This is a genomic window from Brenneria sp. hezel4-2-4 (genome assembly GCF_013155275.1).
In the GTDB taxonomy this organism is placed as follows: domain Bacteria; phylum Pseudomonadota; class Gammaproteobacteria; order Enterobacterales; family Enterobacteriaceae; genus Brenneria.
Map to the genome: position 1 here is coordinate 94,133 of NZ_JABJXS010000007.1, position 20,859 is coordinate 114,991.

The 20,859-nt window shown below is 54.5% G+C and carries 17 protein-coding genes, 1 tRNA gene and 1 pseudogene; 3 read left to right on the plus strand and 16 right to left on the minus strand.

The window, feature by feature from the left end:
• Positions 1–106: 106 nt before the first annotated feature.
• Positions 107–1,027 (minus strand): LysR family transcriptional regulator, encoded by a 921-nt coding sequence (locus HOY33_RS14600; RefSeq protein WP_150437356.1) that lies wholly within the window; start codon positions 1,025–1,027, stop codon positions 107–109.
• 147 nt (positions 1,028–1,174) lie between these two features.
• The gene (locus HOY33_RS14605) at positions 1,175–2,074 is read right to left on the minus strand and encodes a LysR family transcriptional regulator (RefSeq protein ID WP_150437357.1); all 900 of its coding nucleotides are present in this window, start codon (positions 2,072–2,074) and stop codon (positions 1,175–1,177) included.
• Between the two features lie 721 nt (positions 2,075–2,795).
• Here HOY33_RS14605 and HOY33_RS14610 point away from each other — a divergent pair.
• The gene (locus HOY33_RS14610) at positions 2,796–4,265 is read left to right on the plus strand and encodes a DHA2 family efflux MFS transporter permease subunit (protein WP_150437358.1); all 1,470 of its coding nucleotides are present in this window, start codon (positions 2,796–2,798) and stop codon (positions 4,263–4,265) included.
• 1,093 nt (positions 4,266–5,358) lie between these two features.
• Here the strand turns inward: HOY33_RS14610 and HOY33_RS14615 are convergent.
• Entirely contained in the window at positions 5,359–5,673 is a 315-nt protein-coding gene (locus tag HOY33_RS14615; RefSeq protein ID WP_172290888.1) for a DUF1493 family protein, read from the minus strand.
• Between the two features lie 480 nt (positions 5,674–6,153).
• Between HOY33_RS14615 and HOY33_RS14620 the strand changes: the two genes are divergently transcribed.
• Positions 6,154–6,234, plus strand: a tRNA-His gene (locus tag HOY33_RS14620).
• 1,003 nt (positions 6,235–7,237) lie between these two features.
• Here HOY33_RS14620 and HOY33_RS14625 read toward each other — a convergent pair.
• The 13 genes and pseudogenes from HOY33_RS14625 to HOY33_RS14690 form a co-directional block, all read right to left on the minus strand.
• Positions 7,238–7,627 (minus strand): nitrile hydratase accessory protein, encoded by a 390-nt coding sequence (locus tag HOY33_RS14625; protein ID WP_150437360.1) that lies wholly within the window; start codon positions 7,625–7,627, stop codon positions 7,238–7,240.
• Between the two features lie 18 nt (positions 7,628–7,645).
• Entirely contained in the window at positions 7,646–8,257 is a 612-nt protein-coding gene (gene nthA / locus HOY33_RS14630) for a nitrile hydratase subunit alpha (protein WP_150437361.1), read from the minus strand.
• A gap of 12 nt (positions 8,258–8,269) precedes the next feature.
• A complete protein-coding gene (gene nthB / locus HOY33_RS14635; RefSeq protein WP_085689560.1) occupies positions 8,270–8,953 on the minus strand; it encodes a nitrile hydratase subunit beta in 684 nt (227 codons plus the stop codon).
• Between the two features lie 291 nt (positions 8,954–9,244).
• Complete coding sequence (locus tag HOY33_RS14640; protein ID WP_150437362.1) at positions 9,245–10,042, minus strand: ABC transporter ATP-binding protein; 798 nt, start codon at positions 10,040–10,042, stop codon at positions 9,245–9,247.
• A complete protein-coding gene (locus tag HOY33_RS14645; RefSeq protein WP_172290889.1) occupies positions 10,039–11,055 on the minus strand; it encodes an iron ABC transporter permease in 1,017 nt (338 codons plus the stop codon). The genes HOY33_RS14640 and HOY33_RS14645 overlap by 4 nt, the downstream gene beginning before the upstream one ends.
• Entirely contained in the window at positions 11,052–12,146 is a 1,095-nt protein-coding gene (locus HOY33_RS14650; protein WP_199378709.1) for an ABC transporter substrate-binding protein, read from the minus strand. Before HOY33_RS14650 ends, HOY33_RS14645 begins: the two co-directional genes overlap by 4 nt.
• A gap of 167 nt (positions 12,147–12,313) precedes the next feature.
• Complete coding sequence (locus HOY33_RS14655; protein ID WP_172290890.1) at positions 12,314–13,828, minus strand: amidase; 1,515 nt, start codon at positions 13,826–13,828, stop codon at positions 12,314–12,316.
• Positions 13,829–13,905: 77 nt separating this feature from the next.
• Positions 13,906–14,958, minus strand: a complete 1,053-nt coding sequence (locus HOY33_RS14660; protein ID WP_150437365.1) for a phenylacetaldoxime dehydratase family protein — start codon at positions 14,956–14,958, stop codon at positions 13,906–13,908.
• Positions 14,959–15,225: 267 nt separating this feature from the next.
• The gene (locus HOY33_RS14665; protein ID WP_253906974.1) at positions 15,226–16,083 is read right to left on the minus strand and encodes a transporter; all 858 of its coding nucleotides are present in this window, start codon (positions 16,081–16,083) and stop codon (positions 15,226–15,228) included.
• Positions 16,084–16,549: 466 nt separating this feature from the next.
• Positions 16,550–17,494: a helix-turn-helix domain-containing protein gene (locus tag HOY33_RS14670; RefSeq protein ID WP_150437366.1), complete on the minus strand. Its 945-nt coding sequence runs from the start codon at positions 17,492–17,494 to the stop codon at positions 16,550–16,552.
• Positions 17,495–18,233: 739 nt separating this feature from the next.
• The gene (locus tag HOY33_RS14675; protein WP_172290891.1) at positions 18,234–18,428 is read right to left on the minus strand and encodes a hypothetical protein; all 195 of its coding nucleotides are present in this window, start codon (positions 18,426–18,428) and stop codon (positions 18,234–18,236) included.
• A 59-nt stretch (positions 18,429–18,487) separates the two neighbouring features.
• Positions 18,488–19,573: pseudogene (locus HOY33_RS20670) on the minus strand (tannase/feruloyl esterase family alpha/beta hydrolase).
• Between the two features lie 277 nt (positions 19,574–19,850).
• Positions 19,851–19,997 (minus strand): hypothetical protein, encoded by a 147-nt coding sequence (locus tag HOY33_RS14690; RefSeq protein WP_172290893.1) that lies wholly within the window; start codon positions 19,995–19,997, stop codon positions 19,851–19,853.
• Between the two features lie 120 nt (positions 19,998–20,117).
• On the opposite strand from HOY33_RS14690, the gene HOY33_RS14695 reads away from it, so the two are divergent.
• On the plus strand, positions 20,118–20,780 hold the full coding sequence (locus HOY33_RS14695; protein WP_172290894.1) for an NAD(P)-dependent oxidoreductase: 663 nt from the start codon (positions 20,118–20,120) through the stop codon (positions 20,778–20,780).
• Positions 20,781–20,859 lie beyond the last annotated feature (79 nt).

The following is a 20,859-nucleotide window of genomic DNA, read 5'->3' on the forward strand; positions in this document are numbered from 1 at the left end:
CGATTCTGGTTTGTCAGGTCATCCTGATGGCTCTTTTATCCTAGTGCTAACTTTCAAGTTGATAAAGGTGCGAAAAGAACACGCAGAGTAGATGTAAATTCTACAATCAGCCGAAAGCATTCGCTGCGGAAAGGCTGACCAACTCATCAATGATAAATCTTACGCCAGGTAAAAGGTGGCGCGAACGGGGCCAGATGACGTTCAGTTCCGTGGCCGAAGGCGTTAGCTCCGGCAGCAGCGTAACCAGCTTGCCTGCTTCAATATCAGGCCGTAGTAAGGATTCAGGGAATTGCACGATACCGGCCCCCGCCACGCAGGCTTCAATCATGGCGTCGCCGTCGCTGATCTGGTGAAAAGGCGATGGATTGAACTTTACATCCTGCCCATCGGTGCCTTTAATCAGCCAGCTCAGCGGCTTACCGCCGCGCCAGGCCATAATGCAGCGCTGTTGTTTCAACTCGTCAAGGGAACTCGGTATGCCGTACTGCGCCAGATACGTGGGAGAGGCGCACAGAATCAGGCGTTGCTCATTCAGTCGCCGCGCGATCAGGTCCGTACTGTTTTTCAAAGGGCCGAAGCGGATCGCCAGATCGAAACCCATATCCAACGGATCGATAACCCTGTCATTAAAGGTAAGCGTGAGTTTCAGATGAGGATAACGCCGGCACATATCCAGCAGGACAGGCAGCATGACGGAACGGCCAAATGCGGCGGGCATATCAATCCGCACCAGACCCGACGGTTCCGTGAGCTTTGAACGCAAGGCTATTTCCGCCGACTGTAGTATATCAAGCGCGCTCTGGCAACTGGCCAGATAAGCCTCTCCTTCCGTAGTCAGGCTGATTTTACGCGTGGTGCGGTGAAAGAGTGGCGTTCCCAGACTGTGCTCAAGGCGGCTGATGCTTTTACCTATGGCTGATTTTGTAATGCCAAGCTGTTCCGCAGCTTCAGTGAAGCTTTGTGCGTTGGCGGCGGCGACGAAATGGACGATGCCACGGAAAGATTCGGTCGAGACAGGGATAGACATTTTACCTATACGCCTTTTTATTTGCAGTTCAGCGGATATTTTATTCTAGCGAAAACGGCATACCGCGGGCAGTGACAAATGAAGTCGTCCCCCTCGCCGACACGGGGCTGCATTGGGATGTCTCGCTGGCGTAAATCCCTAATCAGCTCATGAGTCCACCGTCTCTTGCCCGAAATGTTCTGTTGCGAAGGCCAGAAAACGGCGCAGTTTGGGGGTTAGTCTTCTATCCGGCGCATACATCAAATGAAAAGGGCGGGGGGGGATTGTATAATTGGGCAATACGGCATTGAGTCTGCCCGCCTCAATATGCGGAATAACCAGTTCGGAAGGCTGCATAACCACGCCAAAACCGGCCAGCGCCGCGCTGATTAAGGCTTCGCCGCTGTCCAGCAGCAGGCGGCCGCTCACGGGGATAGATATGCTTCCCTCGCGGCCTTCAAAAGTCCACGTCGTTCGCAATGACGTATGCGTGAAAATCAGACATTCATGGTGCAGCAAATCTTCCGGAACATGCAAGGGGGAGGCCGAAGCAAGATAGGAAGGGGAAGCGCAGATCATAAGGGTATAGGGCGCCAGCTTTCTCGCCATTAATCCGCTGTCCGCCAGTTCCCCTACGCGAAAAACGGCATCGTATCCTTCATCAATCAGATCGACATATCGGTTAGTCAGCGTCAGTTCGATGGTGATTTCGGGGTACTGATTGATAAAAAGTGGCAGTTTTTGTGTTAGAGCATTGATGCCGAACGTTACTGGCGCATTAATTTTAAGACGACCTCGGGGGATTATTCGGGCTTCTTCCGCGAAGGATTCGGCGGCTTCGACTTCAGCAAGAATGATTTTTGCCCGCTCGTAAAAGTGGTGGCCTGCTTCTGTCAGGCTGTGCTGACGAGTGGTTCTGTTCAGTAGACGAACACCTAAATGCTGTTCAAGTACTGAAACATGCTTTCCTACAAGCTGTGGCGACATTGTCAGTGCATTGGCCGCTGCCGTAAAAGAGCCGAGTTCAACTGCCTTAACATAAACAGTCATACTGGTAAGACGGTCCATTGGAAACAACCTGTTTTTACTTGTGAAGAATAACACTACTTTATATTGATAATGAGAGTCGACCCTAAAGAGGCATTTGCAATGCATTACACGCAAACTGTTTAAATCAGGTTCATTGCGCCCTTGTGCTGGTAGCTAACGAGGCAAATGTAATGGTATCCCATCCGGTGGAATGGGCGTCAGCGCGTAGCAGCGGCATAGCCGATGCTATGCATCGGGTTGTAATATGGCTGGGGGGATCTTGAAAACGAGATTATGTCTGCGTGGTTGACCTGCCAGATGTTGTCTCGGTCGCGGAAACGATGGGGGAACGGGTGCAAGACGATAACAGCGAATATTTGTGTAATGTGCATTGACGGAGCTTTTACTCACTGCTCAATGAGCATGAAGCCGTGCGAATGGTTAACTGACTATGTCCGTTTCGTCCAAGCCACTGCCACACTGATTTATCCTTCCTGTCGTCATCGTTGACTTTGTCGCACACTCTGTGCATAGCTGGCGTAGTTCGCTATGGTAGAGTGACTCTCTGGTATAAAGTTATACAGACATGATGATTTCCGCGGGGCAAAATGATAAAAATGAAGTGGTCAACTAAAACTGGACCGTTGTGCGGATTCAGAAACTCCTGGATAGAAATTGCTTCCCCCATCCGCTGGGTGCAGCGTTCTGAGGGCCTGATTTTGTTGTGGAATAATTCTAGAACAGTGGTGGTGTCGAGCAAATGAACCGTGAACGGAATATTCTGACACCACGCGCCTTTGCTGAAGTAGGGAGTACTTCCGGTGATCGTCTCGCACCCGGTACGAAACTTGTTCTGGGGATCTTGGTGGTCTCGACGTTCGTGGTCGTGCTTAACGAGACTATCATGAATGTGGCTTTGGCAACTCTCATTGTCGACCTCGGTATCTCTGCAGCGACAGCACAGTGGCTTACGACTGCATACCTGCTCACTATGGCGATCGTGATCCCTGTCTCAGGCTTCCTTCTCCAGCGTTTCACCGTTCGCCAATTGTTCATCACGGCCATGTCGCTATTCACAATTGGCACCTTAGTTGCGGCCTTGTCCTCAGGTTTCGCCATGCTCCTGAGCGGACGTATCGTGCAGGCGGCGGGCGCTGCTGTTATGATGCCCTTGCTCATGACAGCAGTAATGCACTCCGTGCCAGCACGACGACGGGGTTCTATCATGGGCACTATATCGATCGTAACCGCAGCAGCGCCCGCGCTCGGACCTGCAGTGTCTGGTGCGGTGCTAAGCGTATTGGACTGGCCATTCCTGTTCTGGACAGTATTGCCGATTGCTATGACGACGCTCCTCATTGGCATCTTCCGCTTGCGCAATGTAACCCAGACGCGCCGCGTTCGTATCGATGTGCTCTCGGTTATTCTTTCCGTTTTTGCGTTTGGCGGCATCTTGTTCGGGCTCGTTAGCATCGGTGAGTCCGCGAACGACGTGACGCACATTAATCCGCTGGTCCCCCTTATCGTTGGCGCTGCCTTCCTGCTTGTATTCATCATTCGGCAACGATATCTCGCTCATCATGACCTTGCGCTGTTGGATTTGCGCACGTTCCGGACGCCTCAGTTCTCGTGGGCGATCATTGTCACCGGTCTGGTGGCGATGACTTTGTTCGGCACGCTCACTGTTCTCCCTCTCTATCTGCAGAGCGTGCTGGGGATCGGCCCATTTGCCACCGGCCTGCTGCTGCTGCCTGGTGGGGTGCTTCTCGCGGTACTCTCACCGCTCGTCGGGAGTCTGTACGATCGGGGCGGTATTGGTCCTCTTATCATGTCCGGGGCAGTTCTACTGGCGTTATCACAGTTCGCTTTCGTGCTGGCGCTTGCTCAGTACGATTCCTCACTTTCGGCGATGATTATGTTCACTGTGATGCACATCGCTTTGGCCTTTCTCTTTACTCCTCTGATGACTGTGGCCCTCAGTTCGCTCCCCGCCGTGCTTTACTCGCATGGCAGCGCGACCTTTTCAACCGTGCAACAACTGGCTGGCGCAGCTGGCACGGCGACGCTTGTCACGCTCATGACCGTCGGCTCCACCCGCGCTGGTGGGGAAAGCAACATTGCCGCCGGCGTGCGCGACGCCTATATTGGGGCATCCGTCATCGCTGTCATCGCTGTCATCTCTGCGGCGGTACTTGTATTGCTCGTCCGGCGACGTCGTTCTCGCAACTAGCATGGGACGAAATGCAATCCTCGCAGAGGACTTCACACTCTCGAGTCTTGTCATCATCCCTCAACTGAGTCGCGCCGGCTGGCAGGTATGCGAAGTCACCTCGGCCCATGTCGCCGCCACCTCGCCCGATGTCAAGGATGTATGCCAAACGGACCTTAAGCAGACCAGTTGGCCTCCGCCGGACAAGGAGGGCTATACATGGCAGAAGCTCAGGCCCGTTCCCGTCGTCACTGTCGGCGGCATGGTGGAGAGGAGGTGACGAACTTAGCTTTGTAGTCAATGCTTGCGTTTTTAGGGAGGCTCGGAATTTACCTGCAGATATGCCTGCTGGGTGGTGCTACTGAGGGCATCTTTGTGCGTCGGAGATACCAGCGCTGTCGGGTGGGGGAACGTCTGACTATTAAGCCGTGCCGACTTATCGGCATGGTTTATTTATGGATACTGTCGGCGTGGTCGTTACCTGCAGGGGGACTGTAAAAATCAGCAATCAACAAGTAAGTAGCATCTCTAACACGCTCACCACCTTCATCTGTTTTCAGGTCGCCGGATGTTTTTTCCCTTCTGCTTGCCGCCACCTACGAGCTGGCTACTGGCGCAACAGAGGGTGATCGTTCGCCCCAACAAGCAGGCTAGGGTATGTCCCTTAACCTCCCTGCATACCAAAAAGTGATGTAGTAATCATTCCCGGAATGTGATTTTTGGTTGAATACTGAGCATTTTTAGGGCGATTTTTATCGCTTAAAGGTGTTTTTTGCAAAGTCATAACAATGCTGATCTGTACAAAAAACAGTTACGGGACACACCCTAGTTCCCACGTAGGCGAATACGCCATTCACATGTTGCCCATACCTGCGAGGGGAAAGGCCAAAAACACCATCTTGATGCTTATCGCCATCGCAATAATTTTGCATTAAAACACTGTAAGCAAGGGCCGCTTGGAAAATGGTAAATATCTCACGCTAAGACTGTTTTTCAAACGTTAGCGCGGATATTCCCCCTGCAAGCGGCCCGGAACGCAGGTTAACGCAAGCTCCCCGGCAGGGAGGGATGTTACCCCACGATATCGGGAGGCTTATAGTCTTTTGTCTGGTAATCAATCATAAAGCCAGCGGCCCTCCTTGGCGGATTCGATCAACATACCAACGGTTAGAGGTTTTGGTGGTGCCTTTGGTGTAAATGCCTCAAATAACCCCTTCTCATTCGGAAAATAATCAGTGAAACTTATGTCTTGCGTACTGATACCAAAACTTTCAACGTATTCTGTAAGTAGAGCTATAGCATCCTCACTGGCAAGCTTCACGTTCCGCTTTAGATCAGTATCGGGAGTGATTACAAGGAATCTCTTTGCAAAAAAGATGTGACCATCATACTTTTTAATCAGTTCAATTACACGTCGCTCAATGCTCATAATGATGGCTATCCTCTTCATGCATAATAAGGTTGTGATGGGAGACTGCTTCATTATCTTTTGCACCAAAATGGTCGGAAATCTTATCAACAAGCATCCAGAATAAAACGCCCCTTGACTAGAGCCCACCGATTCCCCGTAAATTTACGTGCCGTTTAGTTCTTTTGTTGTATCCATACATGCTTACTCTAAAGTTAAGGTTATCTAATCATAACTCCGTCATATCAGACCCAGAATATAAATTGTCGGCTACCCTACTTTTTCAAGCGCGCAGTCTACGTTTCTGGGCTTCCCGCTTTACCTGTGGATAAAAAACAATCAAACATGTATCTATTACCAACAATAGGAGTAGGGTAATCAGGCAAGAGTGATTTTCTCTTCTTCACCTGTATGTTTTTTTGCCTACTTTTTCTGTGGGCATTTTTTTCTTTTGAAATCATGATGTGATAATATTTCCATGATATTTAAATGTAAATCCAGCCGCCATTAGCTCAACGTGGCAAGAGCATTGCTTCGTGACAGGAAGTAAGAGCCGGGGTTCGAGACCTCGATGGCGGTCCAAATTGATTATCGTAAAATTGACATTCACTCAGTTTTTTTGGGGGGCTACACCACAGAAATTTTCAAGATTGAGCTCGCTACCAAGATCGTTTTCCACTGGCGAAACATGGGGTGAAAAATTTAAAAAACGATAGATTTCAAATAAATTCCAAACTGAAAAATACCAATTTATAGTAAGGTTGCCTTTCATCGAGCAGAGAGGTTCACCAGTCAATGCTATTTACGACAATATTAATAACCGTGGTGGTAATCATTCTGTTTATCGACACTATACACACATATTCAAATCGAAAGGATGCTGTAAAATCCGCTTTCAAGTTTTGGTTCTTTGCCATTGGTGTGGCTGTTTCTTCAGGGATTTTCGCTGATGCTCTATATGACTGGCTAGCCTGTAGATAAGTCAGCATGGTTCACGGGACCATGTCACACGCAATAATCCCAGTCTTTTGTTACTTGCGTATGGTGAAGAATTGTTTCACCTCAAGAGGTGGTAACGCATAACGCCACAACATTTGAACAATCGATTCTAACGTCTCATCAATGTAACATTGAGAGGTCAATCGCCAAGTCTGTTCTTCTAATCTGTCTGCGATAGCTGATAACTAATCCTCAAAAGATTTCCCATCGGATGAAACGCGATCGACTCGATAAGATTCATCCGGTAACTATAAATCAGGCACGGCCCACGTCGGGAAGGGGAGAGCAGGATATTTCACTCAGACTTAGCCTTCCGTTCGATCGTTTCAATCCCACTCATCGCATTTTCCAAACCCGGTGTACACTGGTGTGCAGTCGGACGTTACGGTACTGCCGTTGCTGGCTCCAGCAATACATATCAATCCGCTGAGAGCGGCCGAACGCTGTCGACGGGGGGATAACGTCGGGCATTTAAACGATCAACGCCTGGCAATGTTATCCATTGCCAGGAGTGGGATTTTGTCAGGTCTGCTTGAGCACAACATAAACAGATACGTTAGACAGGCAAAGAAACCCGCCGTAGGAATTAAATCAGAGCTGGCTCGATCATAATAGGATCGTATTTAGCTACATGGTGTTTGTGAACCGGCGTTTCCAGGATCACCTTCGCCCGATGGTCCAGCCCATTTGACGACAGTTTGTCATGCCGCGCCAGCACCACTTCCAATGCGGTGACGAAATGTTCGTAATAGCGCCAGTCGTCTTGGGTAAAACCGGGATTGGCGGCTTCCCACTGTTTTATCGTTTCCGTCAGGGCTTCCTGAAACTCCGACCACGCGAACTCGCCGGCCTCGCAGGCCGCGACGGCGACGGCGAAGGCGCGCAGCTCCCAGGGTTTATTGAAGGGGGCCTGTCCCTCGCGATGATTCAACGCCGTGGCCAGTTCGCTGTTATCCGTGCTGATGATAGGGGTCATGAGACGCCTCCGATATGGTTAGACGGCGGTGGCCGGACCCGTCCCGATCAGGGAGTCGCGGGTCACCAGAGCCGCCAGTTGCTCTTCGGTCATGCCTTCGGTATTCGCCGGACGCAAGGGCAGAACCCAGTAGCGGATCTCCGAGTTGGAATCCCACACCCGTATTTCCGTCGAAGGAGGAAGTTCGAAGTGGAAATCCTCGCTCAGCACTTTACGCGGCTCCCGCACGATCCTTGAGCGGTAGGGCATGGACTTATACCAGTTCGGCGGCATGCCGAGCACAGGCCAGGGGTAGCAGGAGCAGAGGGTACAGACGATCACATGGTGTACGCTATCGGTGCACTCAAGCGCAATCATGTGCTCGCCCTGCAGTCCGCCAACATCGAGCTCCTGACAGGCTTTGGTCGCATCAGCCAGCAGACGCTGTTTGAAGGCGGGATCGGTCCAGGCTTTCGCCACCACCTTCGCGCCAAGATGAGGGCCGATCTCATTTTCATAAAGATCGGCGAATTTATTCACCCCGTCCTCGGACATCAGGCCTTTTTCAATCAGGATGGATTCAATCGCCTTGACCCGGGCGGCGATCTCTTCCTCCGTTTTCTGGGTGTGGGCCAGACTCACTCGTGTCATAACGTCAACTCCTTATTTAGCCAAAGTGATGTAGGGTTCCCAGGCATCGGTACAGACAACGCCGTTCGGCTCAGCCGCCTCTTCGCCATACAGCTCCGCGTTGGTAAAACGCAGGGTATAGAGGTGTTCTGAAGTTTCAGGCAGTCCGTTACCCGTGGTGTCCGGATAGACGTGCGCCCCGTGATACATGATGATTTCACCGGTTCGCCCACGGACATAGCCCGCCCGGCGAGTATGGTGTTTCGGCACGCTGGCATCGACCGTCACGCGATCGCCTACCTTGAATTTGGGTTGGGAATCCAGCTGGCGCGAGGTTGAAAAACCATTGCGGACGGCCCATTCAGCGAAGTTGACCAGCTCCGGGTCTTTGTTGGGCGGCAGCGGCACCTGAGGGTAATGAAGGTAATATTCGGTACGCTTTTCAAGTTCTTCCTGGGTCCAGTAACCTTTCTTCTCGCCGATCTGCTCGGTCGCTTCTACCCAATGTTCATAATAGAAGGCCGTGAGGTAATGGAGAGGATGCAGTTTTTCAAGATGGCAGCGGAACTCGTCAAGCCCGAACATGCCGGCGCGCGCCGCGAAAGGAAACATCGCATAGGCGGCTTTTTCCCATTCGGCATGGTAAGCCGGTTCCCATTGGGTCGGGCCGACGGGGCCCATCCCGTCCATCCCGCCAACGTCATGTATTCCGTTCATATAACCCCCTTATCGCATCGGGATTCGGATTTGACTGGCGACCACCCCGAAAATGGCCATCCAGCGGCGGGATAATCCCGCCAAAACGTGTCGAAAGTCGTCTACCCTCAGGCAAGCTCAGGCCAGTCGGAAAACGGCCACAAAGGACCATAAAGAACAAGATAGGGCGTTAACCTTCCGCATGCTTTGCTGTGCCGGTCACGGGATGGGCTGACAGAGACAAGTTCGCCGCGCGGCGCAAGCCAACGCCCTGTGTCTCCGTCAGACGCCGTGGTTACGCCCGTCGGTCCGTCATAGCGCAGGCGCCCTGAATCGCAGCAGGGCGGCGCCGTCGAACGGATCGACCAGATAGTGGGCATGAACGCCGAATGTGCTGAGCAGCAGTTGCGGCGTCAGAACTTCGCGCGGTGGCCCCAGCGCGATCAGCCGTCCCCGATCCAGCACCGCCAAACGATCGCACAGCAGGGCATGGTTGAGATCGTGCAGGGCCACCAGCGTGGTGACCGGTAAGTGGCGTACCAGCGCCAGAATGGCCAGTTGATGCTGAATATCCAGATGATTGCCCGGCTCATCCAGCAGCAAAATTTGTGGACGTTGGGCCAGCGCCTTGGCCAGATGCACCCGCTGGCGCTCGCCTCCCGACAGGCTGTGCCAGCGCCGGGCGCTAAGGTGGGCGGCGCCGACATCATGCAGCGCCTGGCGCACGATGGCCTCCTCTTGCGCGGACCAAGGGCTCAGCGCCGACAACCATGGCGTGCGGCCCAGCGCAACGACGTCAAAGACGCTGATGACGTCCTCGGTGTCAGCCTGTTGTTCGACCATGGCAATCTGGCGGGCGCGGCTCCAGCGTGGCCAATCCCGCAGGTCTTTGTCTCCGAGCTGGACGGTTCCGCTGTCAGGTTTTCGCAAACCGCTCAGCAGCTTGAGCAAGGTGGATTTACCCGAACCGTTGGGGCCGACGATGCCGAACGTTTCTTCATGGCGTACCGCCAGCGCGATATCCTGCAACAACACATTGCCACCTTGTTGGTAACTCAGATTGGCGCAGCTGAGCACAACCGGTTGAGGTGGCGAGGGGACGGCGGTCATCGCATTCTCCTTCTATCGAGCAAGATCAGGGCAAATACCGGCGCGCCGACCAGTGCGGTGATCACCCCGACGGGGATCACCTGTCCGACTATCAGCGTGCGGGAAAGGATGTCGGCCGCGATCAGAAACAGTGCGCCGCTTAGTGCGCTTAATGGCAACAGATGGGCATGCCGGGTGCCGGACAGCAGACGAACGGCGTGGGGAATGACGAGCCCGACGAAACCGATGGAGCCGACGATCGACACCATAATGGCGGTCACCAGCGCTGCGCTGCTGATCAACAGCAGCTGTATCCGCCGGACGGGGATGCCTAGCCCCGCGGCCGAATCAACGCCGAAGGTGAATGCATCCAACGCCCTGCGATGCCACAAACAAACGATTAGCCCCAGCAAGGATATCGGGACCGCCAGCCAGACCGAAGACCAGCGAACGCCGCTGAGGCTGCCCAGCATCCAGAACATAATGCCGCGCGCCTGTTCAGAGTTGGCCGACTTGGTGATTAAAAATGCGGTCAGCGCATTGAACAGTTGCGAGCCGGCGATACCCGCCAGAATGATTTGCGTCGCCGGGGCCGAGGCGCCGCCGGCCCGGGCCAGCAGAGTGACGAGCGCAAAGGCGGTGATGGCGCCCACAAAGGCCCCGCCGGAGAGGGTGAGCACGCCGGCGCCCAATCCGAATAATGCAACCAGCACCGCGCCGGTCGACGCGCCGGCGGAGATGCCGAGCAGATAGGGGTCGGCCAGCGGATTGCGCAGGAGCGATTGCAGTATCACGCCGCAGGTCGCCAGGCCCGCGCCGCAGGCCCCGGCGACCAGGGCGCGGGGCAGGCGGTAATTCCAGATAATCCCTTCGTCGATGGGATCCAGTATGTAGCCCGCCGACCCCAGTTTATTGACTATCGCCTGTACGACGACGGTGAGCTTTATCGATGTTTCGCCGATGGCGACGCCCAGTAATATCGCGGCGATAAGCGCCAGGCAGGCGATAAGACTGACCAGCCATTTTCTGGTCATTTGGGCAAATCCGCGTTTTTGGCGATGGCGGAAGCGATCGTTTCCAGGCCGCCGAACATTCTCAGGCTGGCATGCATCGCTTCGGCGTCCAGGATAATGATGCGGTTATTCTTGACCGCCGCCATGTTGCGAGTGACCGGATCGTGTTGCAGAAACGCCAGTTTTTTCTGGTGGTCATCGGCCGGGAAACGACGGCGATCCATCCGGGCAATGATGATAAACGTCGGGTTGGCCTTGGCGATGGTTTCCCAGCCGACAGCCGGCCACTCTTCGTCAGACTCGACGATGTTGTGTACGCCCAGCGTGTTGAGCATGAAGTCAGGCACGCCTTTGCGGCCCGCGACAAACGGATCGCTCTTGAGATCGCTGCTGGAAAACCAGAAAAGCGCGCTGGTGTGGGAGAGATCCTGCCGCTGCGTCATGGCTCTGGCTTTGGCCAGTCTGGCCTGCAGCTCGTCATTCAGTTGTTGACCGCGCGGCTGCACATCGAAAATCGCCGCCAATTGGCTGATGCTTTTATACAGACTCTCAATGCGGAAGGTTTCCTGGCGCGTGCCGTCGGCGCCTATCAAATTATTTTTACCTTCGCAATCGGCGGGCATCACGTAGGTGGGAATATTTAACTCGTCAAATTGCTGACGGCTGCCCACCACGCCTTGCGGGCCAACCATCATTTCAAACTGTGAGACCACCAACTGCGGCCGTTTGCTTATGACGGTCTCAAATCCCGGCGCGTTATCGGCCAGCCGCTCAACCTTGGCGTTCTGCGCCTGGTATTGCGGCAGCACGTTGTTAAACCACAGCGACGTTCCCACTAATTTGTCGCCCAGTCCCAGGGCATACAACATCTCGCTTCCCGTCTGGCCAATGGTCACCACTTTTGTGGGCGCGCGCTGAAAGGTCAGCGTGCTGCCGCAGTTCTGCAACGTCAGCGGAAACTGGGTGGCTGTGGCCTGTGCGCCGCACGACGCCATCGCGCAGGCCAGCAGCAGCGACCGCCGGTAGCGGCCCCGCACGGGATGCCGGCGGCGGGTGAAATGGGGGAAGGAGAAGGGCAATGCATGGAAAAGCGAAGAAAATTTATGCGGCATGATATCTCCATAGCGTCAGTGCTTGTGTGTAACCCGCGGCAGGTGCAGTAGGGATCCGGGCATACGCATTTGCTACCCGGCCGTGCGAAAGGCGCCGCGCGGTCGGGTCGCTGAATTCGGCGTGGCATGGATGGCAGAATCAACCCCGTCGTCCATGCTACCGCGTTTTAGAACTTGCGCCAGTCTCCCGCCGCTTCAAACGCCGACGCTGCCTGGTAAAGCGTACCTTCGCCATAGTGACGACCAATCAGCATGAGCCCCACCGGCAAACCATCGACCAGCCCACAGGGAACAGAGAAGGCCGGATGACCGGTAATGTCCTGTGCCGCGGTATTGCCGAGCATTTCAAATGCCCGCGATATGTATTGAGTAACGGAACAGTCTTTCTCAGGCAGAGGTTGCGCGGTGATAGGAACGGTCGGCATCACCAACACATCATAGTTTGCCAGCTCGCGGTCATAACCCGCACGGGCTCTGCGTGCGATGTTCTGTGCCTTGGCATAGTAGCGGCCGTTGTAGCGCTCCAGTCCGTACTGTCCGACGAACATACAGATTTTGAGCGAAGCGGACAGCGCTTCGGCCTGGGAACGCCATTGCGCCTGTTTATCCAGCAGCGCCACGTCATACTGACCTTTCCAGTTAAACCCCATGCCGTTCCCGTGCATCATCTGCATGGTCAGCCCTTCGCAGCCGATCGGCGTCCAGAGCGCGCCCGCCAGTGTATGTTCAGGGAGCGATATTTCGTCGACCGTGGCACCCAGACGTTCAAAACGAGCAATGGCTTCTCGGACTTTGTCCGCGACGCGCGGATCCTGATTGGCGAGCTGGAACCCTTCGGTCACAATACCGATCTTCAGGCCGTCCACGCCGCGGTTCAGAAACTCGGTATAGGATTGCACCGCGGGCGCATACTGACGCGGATCCAACCCGTCGGCGCCGGCGATCGCTTCCAGCATCAATGCGTTATCGCGGACATTGGCGGTAATCGGGCCGGCATGATCCACTGTGGCCTCGATCGGCATAATACCGGTATAAGGCACCAAACCATGGGTGGGTTTCATGCCATAAGTGCCGCAGAATGCCGACGGGATGCGAATGGAACCGCCCTGATCGCACCCTATGGCCATGTCGACCTCACCCGAGGCCACCAGCGCGGCGCTGCCGGAGGAGGAGCCGCCGGCGGCGTAGCCGTGACGGTTGGGGTTGTGCACCGGCGCCGGATGGGAAGTATGGCTGCCGCCGGAAAGACAAAAGTGCTCGCAGGTGGCTTTACCGCTGATCGTGGCGCCGGCATCCAGAAGACGGGTGACGACGGTGGCGTCATAAGAAGGCACGAACCCCTCAAGCGTGGTGGAGCCATTCATCATCGGTACGCCGGCCAGGGAAACGTTATCCTTGAGCGCGACGGTGCGGCCAGCCAGCTTGCCGGCGCCGGCGCCTTTCACTTCGGTTTTGTAGTACCAGGCATTCAGCGGGTTTTCCGCACCCTCGGGGCGATAACCGGCCTCGCGCGGGTAACGCGTCTCGGGGATATCATCAGGCAATTCGTCAACCAGGTCATAGGCGTCGAAATTGGCTTGCATCAGCGCCAGGTATTCACTCGCCAGTTCCGGCGTCAGTTGGATGTGCAGGCGGTCGGCGATCTCTTGCAGTTGTTCGGGCGTGGGGCGTTCAATAGCCATGTTATTTCCTTCATGAATGCGGCGCTTCATCAATAGTTCGACGAATCCGCCCTAGGGGTAGATTGAAAAAGGGGTGATCAGTTCTCAGATTGCGCATCGCGCATCATCCCGGTTTGTGCATGACAGTTGATGTATTCGAACATTTGGTGGCGCGCATCGGAGACGGAAACTTCGTGATAGAGCCGTAGTTTTTGCAGTCCGGTGACGACGCGGAAAAATGTGGTGAATATGCGCAGGTGGGTAGGGTGGGATTCCGCCCATCGCTCCAGCTTGTCGAGCGAGCGCCAGTAGCCGATATCGTAGGCGATATCCAGCAGATTGCCGTCCAGATCGATGTTGCGCACGAAACGGTTGCTGTAGCAGCCCAGCGCCTGACCCTCGTCGCGAAGAAAATCCATGCCGTCCTGCAGGGGGGGCAGCATCTGCTTAAAGTACAGCTCGCGTTCTTCTTCTCCGGCGTCGACCCAGTCCTGTCCGGAACGGATCAGCGCGATATTGTCATGGCCCTGCACCACAACGCGGCCGCCTTTGGCGGGATCGCCGGACAGGAGGCGCAACTCGCTCGAAGGTTGCAGCCAGTCGGTTTGCGAGAGCGGGATACGATCGCGCACCGAGCCCCAATAGCCGTGCTCCTGCACTTCGTCGCTGATGTTATCCATGATGGCGCCGACGCCTGGCAGATCTTCTTTGAATGCATACAGGGTTTCGAACTGGTCGGCGCGCGGGGCGATGATCTCGCGGAAATAGCCCAGCCCTTCGTTCAGCCGTGCGTCATCGGCCCACCAGTCGGCGATCGACGGCGAACGCAGCCAGCGGCAGTATGCCGCCGGATCGCGCCAGTAGCCGACGACGATGAAATTGCCATAGCCCTGAGCGTCGACATGGTAGGTCATATCGTGATTCCCCGGGCCGTCGTCGACGCTAAAACTTGAGACGATGTGGCGCATGGCCTTCAGGGCCGCATCACGCTGCTCTTCAAGGAACTGCACGCCGAGATAGGCCATGACCACCTGTGTGAGGCTTTCATCGGCACGGCCCGCGAACATGGGAAACGGCGGCTGATAGTCATCATGAACACGGCGGGACAGTGTCCGGGGGCATTTCAAATGTTTGTCGATTGCGGATTCCATAAGGGCTCCTGATTGATGTTCAATAGTCAGCTTACCGAAGAGAGCGGACAGGTATGACCGGTCGCCGCCGGCGCACGCGGCCGCTCCCCGACCTGGTTAATACTATGTAGGCAGACGATTCGGGATGCTTGTTTCACCGGGACATCTGTTTTGCTAAAAAGGACAACCGTACCCCGATTCGTTGTTCGGGAGGGCATTACCCTGGTGTAACGCGACTGTGTACGGTACTTGGAATTGAACGTTCCGGGTCCGTCGACCCGGTAGAGATTAAAACAGTTTCATAATACGCAGCGTGGTGCTGAAATCGGTCTGGAACCCGCCGTCTACGCTGATGTCGCGCTGAACCAGCCACTGCACCTGCAAATCGGGCCGCACAAATTTCGCCGTTTGCAAACGCACCTGCTGTGAGCGTGTGGCGGCGCCGTTCGCTGAACCGTCCAGATATTGGGTACCGCCCCAGTTTTTGGCGTAACCGACGGCGAAGGTCCAGGTTTTGTCCTGAGGAGGAATATAGGACAGCCATAATTGCGCCTGATAGCTGTTGTCCTGTGAAAGCGTGCCGTCACCCCGGCTGACGGCGTCGTCATTGTCGCCATACCAGGTGGTATCGAATGATGCCTGTGCGATAAAGTTATCGCCAAGCCGCTGGGTTCCGCCCACCTGAAAATCAAACTTCCAGCGGTTTTCGCCTATGTTCAGCGTCTCCCCGGCATCGTAATTGCCCATAGGGAGATAGAGATAAGGCACAATGGCGAAAGTGGTTCCGGAAGTTGAATTATTGATCAGCCAAAGGGGCGCGGTGAGGATCGGATCGCCCAGCCCTGATGTTGAACTCAGTTCCGTGCCGGCCAGCTTGCCATCATAGAGTCGTCCATAGGGTAATAATACTTGGGGCGCCAGGGTAAATCCGCCGACGTCCATATAATGGACATAACGGAAAATACCAATCATTGAATTCAGCCGAGTATCATCTTTAATATAATTGCCGCCGACGGGTTTATAAGTGTCGCGATGGGCATAGGTGAAATAGGAAAGAAAAGCGTCGGTGCCCACTGGTGCAGGAACTAAATCCAGCGAATCCAAATCCACCGCCTGGGCGGATTGAAAAAATAAGATTGCAGCCAAAGGAATAACATACCGTCGGCGCCAGCGAGTAGATCGCATCATCGCGCTGAGACCTCCTCTTTTCATCGTCTCAGGATCGCGGTTAGGATATTGCAAACGATTACCTTTGACTGATTTCATGATTAACCCCCACGTTTAAAACGGAATAATGACTGCGGCCTGTTAGTGATTTCAGACCATAAGATGTGGTTATTTCTTTCGTCTTGCCTGCCTGTAGATGAAGGCACCGACGCCATCAATGGCGGAGTAGAAAATTGATTCCGCTCCTGATTGACACTTTTAACCCGAGAGTGCTATTACCGCCATGGCTCAAATGGACAAGGGATGTACTCAAAAGGACAGTTTGCCCAGGGGGAAGAAATCCGGTGAAAAAGATCGTATATCTCGTTGAGTTTCGCGTAGGCGGAATAAAAAAAACGACAGCGCCTGTACAGGTCGCTGTCGCTCAGAGGCGGGGCGATAAGACTCAGGACTGGACGATTTCCTGTTTCAACAATGAACTTGGCGCATAACCGAATGCTTGGCGGAACGCCCGGCTGAAGTGGGAGAGATCCTTGAAACCGTACTCCATGGCTATCTGAGATACGCTGCGCGCGCGTTTATCCTGCAGCGCATGGCGACAGGCCAATAGCCGTTCTTGCCATACCATGGCCATGGGCGTTTTTTGCCGGGCGGAGAACGCCCGCACCACGGTGCGGGGGGATACGTAGTGCGCTTTCGCGATCATATCCAACGACAGAGCGTCATCCTGTAAATGGTCGCGGATATATTGCACGATTTTTTCATACAGGTTGTAATAGCGGTCGCTCGCGTTATCGTTATCCGCGACTTGCAGACTAAAGACCAACATGTCCAACATCATGTCGAAATACCTGATAGCCATGTCGTCATGGGTCATCAGAAGGGAATTTGAACTGGCTTGCAACAGCATCTCCCGCAGCGGCGTCATGCCTGGCCGGCTGGCATCCAGCGAGATGGCGGTGAATTTCTCTACGTTAGGGATGCGCCGCATTAACAACGGGCGGGGAATACGCAAGATATGCAGCGCTTGCGAGTCGATGTTGAAAGTGAATTCTTTGGCTGAATCATACAGTACCATACTGCCCGCTGGCAGTACGGCCTGCCGGCCACTTTGTTCGAACCAAGCCTGCCCCCGCTGCACCAGTCCAAGCCAAAGATCGTCATTGGGGCCGCTACGTAGCTCTTGTGCCCCCCGTTTCCAGTGATGTGCCGGTGCATTGAGCGTAGCAAGCGAAAGGGACTTGATTGCCCGGAATTGCATGTATGCCAGAAAGCCGCTCTTGGATACCGGCCGATTCGTTGCCTTGAGGCAATGACGACAAACGACCTCTGTCCAGTATTCAAAACGCTGCTTGTCAGCCATGTTCTCAGTTGAATACACGATGGACATATTCTGTCCTCCACAACACTTTTTGAGAAATGGTGTGTACACCGCTATCAGCGTACGCTTTCATATAGCATGGTATAAGCAAAAACTACGCCAATTATTCTGTTTCTGATGGGTAGATGTAATGTGTTAAAAAAACAATTAATTATGTAAGTTTGGTGTGTATGAATTCGGATTATGTGCGGATTGCCACAAATTTTATAATGTTTATTGTAGTGCAACTGCACTAAATTGCTGTGCAACGTTGGTAGCTATCGGCGGGAATTGACTAACATCCCGATAACTATTTCATAGTAACGGGTAGTGCAATAATAACGGTAGGTAAAAAATATTAATTTTGTATTTTATGTATGATTATATTTTGTTTTTTTGTATTTGTTGGGGGATTGTGCTGGTTTTTGACTGTCCGATAGTTTGGTATCCGACCGGTAGATAAGCAGATGAGAAGCTATCCTTGCTTGCAGAACATTTTCAAAATGACCTACAATATGGCCTACAGCGATTATGAATGGTAATGAGTTTTGTTACTTATCATATATATAGATGATAAGGTCGATTTCCGTCCGTTCCGCCACTTATTATCTTTGGATGTTTTTATACATCCTATGAGTTAAGAAACCGCAACTCATCAGTGAGTTGCGGTTTTTTTTCGTCCCTATGTTTCCACCGGCATGCCGGGCAAGACAAAGATAATGAGTAGATCGCCCGAAGAGGGTATTCCGGTATACTCATATTGAATTGTTTATGACGGAAAGCGGTTTAACTCCAGAACAAAGCCCCAGACCCGATACCGCATTCGCCGTGTTTGAGTTGTTCGTAGCGTGTCCATTCTTCCTGTGTCAATCCCCAGCATTGTGCGCAGTTGAGCACGACGCGCGGCAACTTTCTCAATGCTATTGATGTTGATAAGGGTATCGCTGTCAGATGATTTTTTCATCGCTGTTCCTCCGTTGTTGATGTTGTCGAGGTAATACTAAAGGCGACAGAGGAGTGCGGCTACTGTAGGACACCGGACTGGATGCCGCTCTGGCCGAGGGTGACTGCGCCACTGCCGCCGTTGCCGAAAGCGACGACCGAACTGGAGCGGAAGTCCGGATCGTTACGGTGGGTAAAAATGCGCAGTACCGCGTCCCCCAGCAATGCCATGCCGCCGCTATTGCCAGTGGCGGGGTTGCCCGCATCCGGCCAGGGGTTGGGCTGGCCGGGGTTTTCCGGTGGCAGAAGCAGGGTGCCCTGGACATCGCTGAGCGAAAAACCGGGTTGAACGACATGGCCGTTCTCATCGGTGACCGCGGTGAGAAGCGTACTGACGGTCCCGATCTGGACGTCGGTGAAGCAGGTGTCGCCAGGCGTTCCTTCCTTGCAGCGCGGCAGATCCACGGCGGCACGGAAATCGCACGCCATCGGATTCTGGATGAGGCCGTCCTTGACGCCGTCTATCGCATCGCATTTCTGATTGATAATGGGAGCCGGCTTTTTCAGCAGCGCGGGAGATACCAGGGCATCGGGGGAGCGGATGGAGGCCAGCGACAGGCCGACGCCCTGAAAAGCCTTGGTCGCCAGGTTGACGTATGCCGATCCGGCGACGAAGCCGTCGAATTCCTCCGGAAAGTGAGACGCTGCAACCAGCGTGTCGCGGCCGCCACCCGAGCATCCGCAGAAGTAGGAATAGGCGATCTCCTACGACTGGCCGGAGACCCGTCCATAGAACGCGGTGGTGAATTGTTTGCCCATGCCGGCCAGAACCTTGTGGGCGCGATAGAGGAAGTCATCCAGCGCGTCCTGGTCGATCTCCCCATCGCTCTTAACGGCCCATTTGCCCTGGGTGAAGCCGTAGTGTCCCTCGTCCGTCGCGAAAGAGGCATAGCCCTTTCGCAAGACGTCGGTCGGCTTGCCCTGCACGCTGATAGAGATCGTCGGCCAGGTGGCGTTGCTGACTGAGAATGTGCCGCAATGTCCGCCGCAGCCGATCTGCAGGTACTTGCGGTTCCAGTTTTCAGGCAGCGTTGCGAGGAAGTGAGCCGTCTTTCCCGTGGCCTCGTTGGTGACGAAGGTGCCCGTGATCTGGCAATAGGCCGGCATGTCGTTCGTGGCCGGGGTAAACTTGACGCCGGTGGTGAGGAAAGGCCCGGACTGAGCCTCGTCCGGCAATCGCCGGACATCGACTTTCGTGCGCAGCCCGGACACGAGCGTTTGCAGCGCTGCGGGTTGGCACAGTTCGCTCAACGGTACGGATGAGGCCTGCGCTGGCGGCGACACAGGCGGTGTGCGGTCGTATACGACGAAGAGTGCGATGGTCGGTCGCCAGCGTCAAGGCGGCGATGCCAGAGAGAACCGGTAGTCTTTTCATTTCAGTGTCCTATTGTTTGTAGCCCGTGAAACGCTCTTGCACACCTGCCGGCGCTTTTTCCGGCGTCTGCAAAAGGGCGATGATTGCCCTCTCGGCCCATTCTTTCAACACTGCCTGGCCGAGTTGGCCGTTGGCACCGCCAACACCGATTCTCATAACAACATCCTTTGGTTAGCTACAAAACTTTTGTTCGTAACGATACCATGGTAGTTTCTGATATTCGCAAGAGTGTACAACTCTGTTCGTTACGTAATCTTATCCAAATAGGGGATGACGATGCGAATTGTGGTTCTGGGCGCAACCGGCACAACGGGCGGATACGCTGTGAGTGAGGCGCTGGCCGCGGGATATGAAGTCGTGGCCTATGTCCGTAATCCCCGAGCCGTGCAGCCCCGTGCCGGACTTACGGTGATGGACGGTTCGGTCGAGGACGTCGCCGCAATGCGGGGGGCGTTCGAGGGCGCCGAAGCCGTGGTCTATTGCCTTGGCGTCCGCACCAGCGTCAGATCGGTGTTCCGGAAGACGGATTTTCAACAAAGGACGCTGCCCAAGGTCATTGCTGCTATCAATGCAGCGGGTGTCAGACGTTTCGTGTTGCTGTCGTCCTTTGGGGTGGGCGAAACGCGAGCCAAAGGGGCATTTATCCCCAGGTTCGTGTTCCATACCCTGTTCGGCGGCAGCCTGTTTGCCGACAAGGCCATCGCCGAACGGGCGCTCTCCGATTGCCGGGCGAACTGGACGGCGGTCTATCCGGTTTCACTGAAAAACGGACCCGTTGATTCGGCTTGGGACCTGCTGCCGCTGGACGATGTTCGCCATGTTCCGGGAAACCCCATGCTGACTTTTGCAACGGTTGCCAAAGTGCTTGTAGATTTGATCTCCGATGACAGCCGGAATCGGCGCAAGCTACTACTGACGGCTCACGGCGCATGGAAATAAAACCTCGATTTTCGCTGATCCAGACACATACCTGAAAGACAGATTTAGCCAGATCGATACCGATGACTTTTATCGCGTT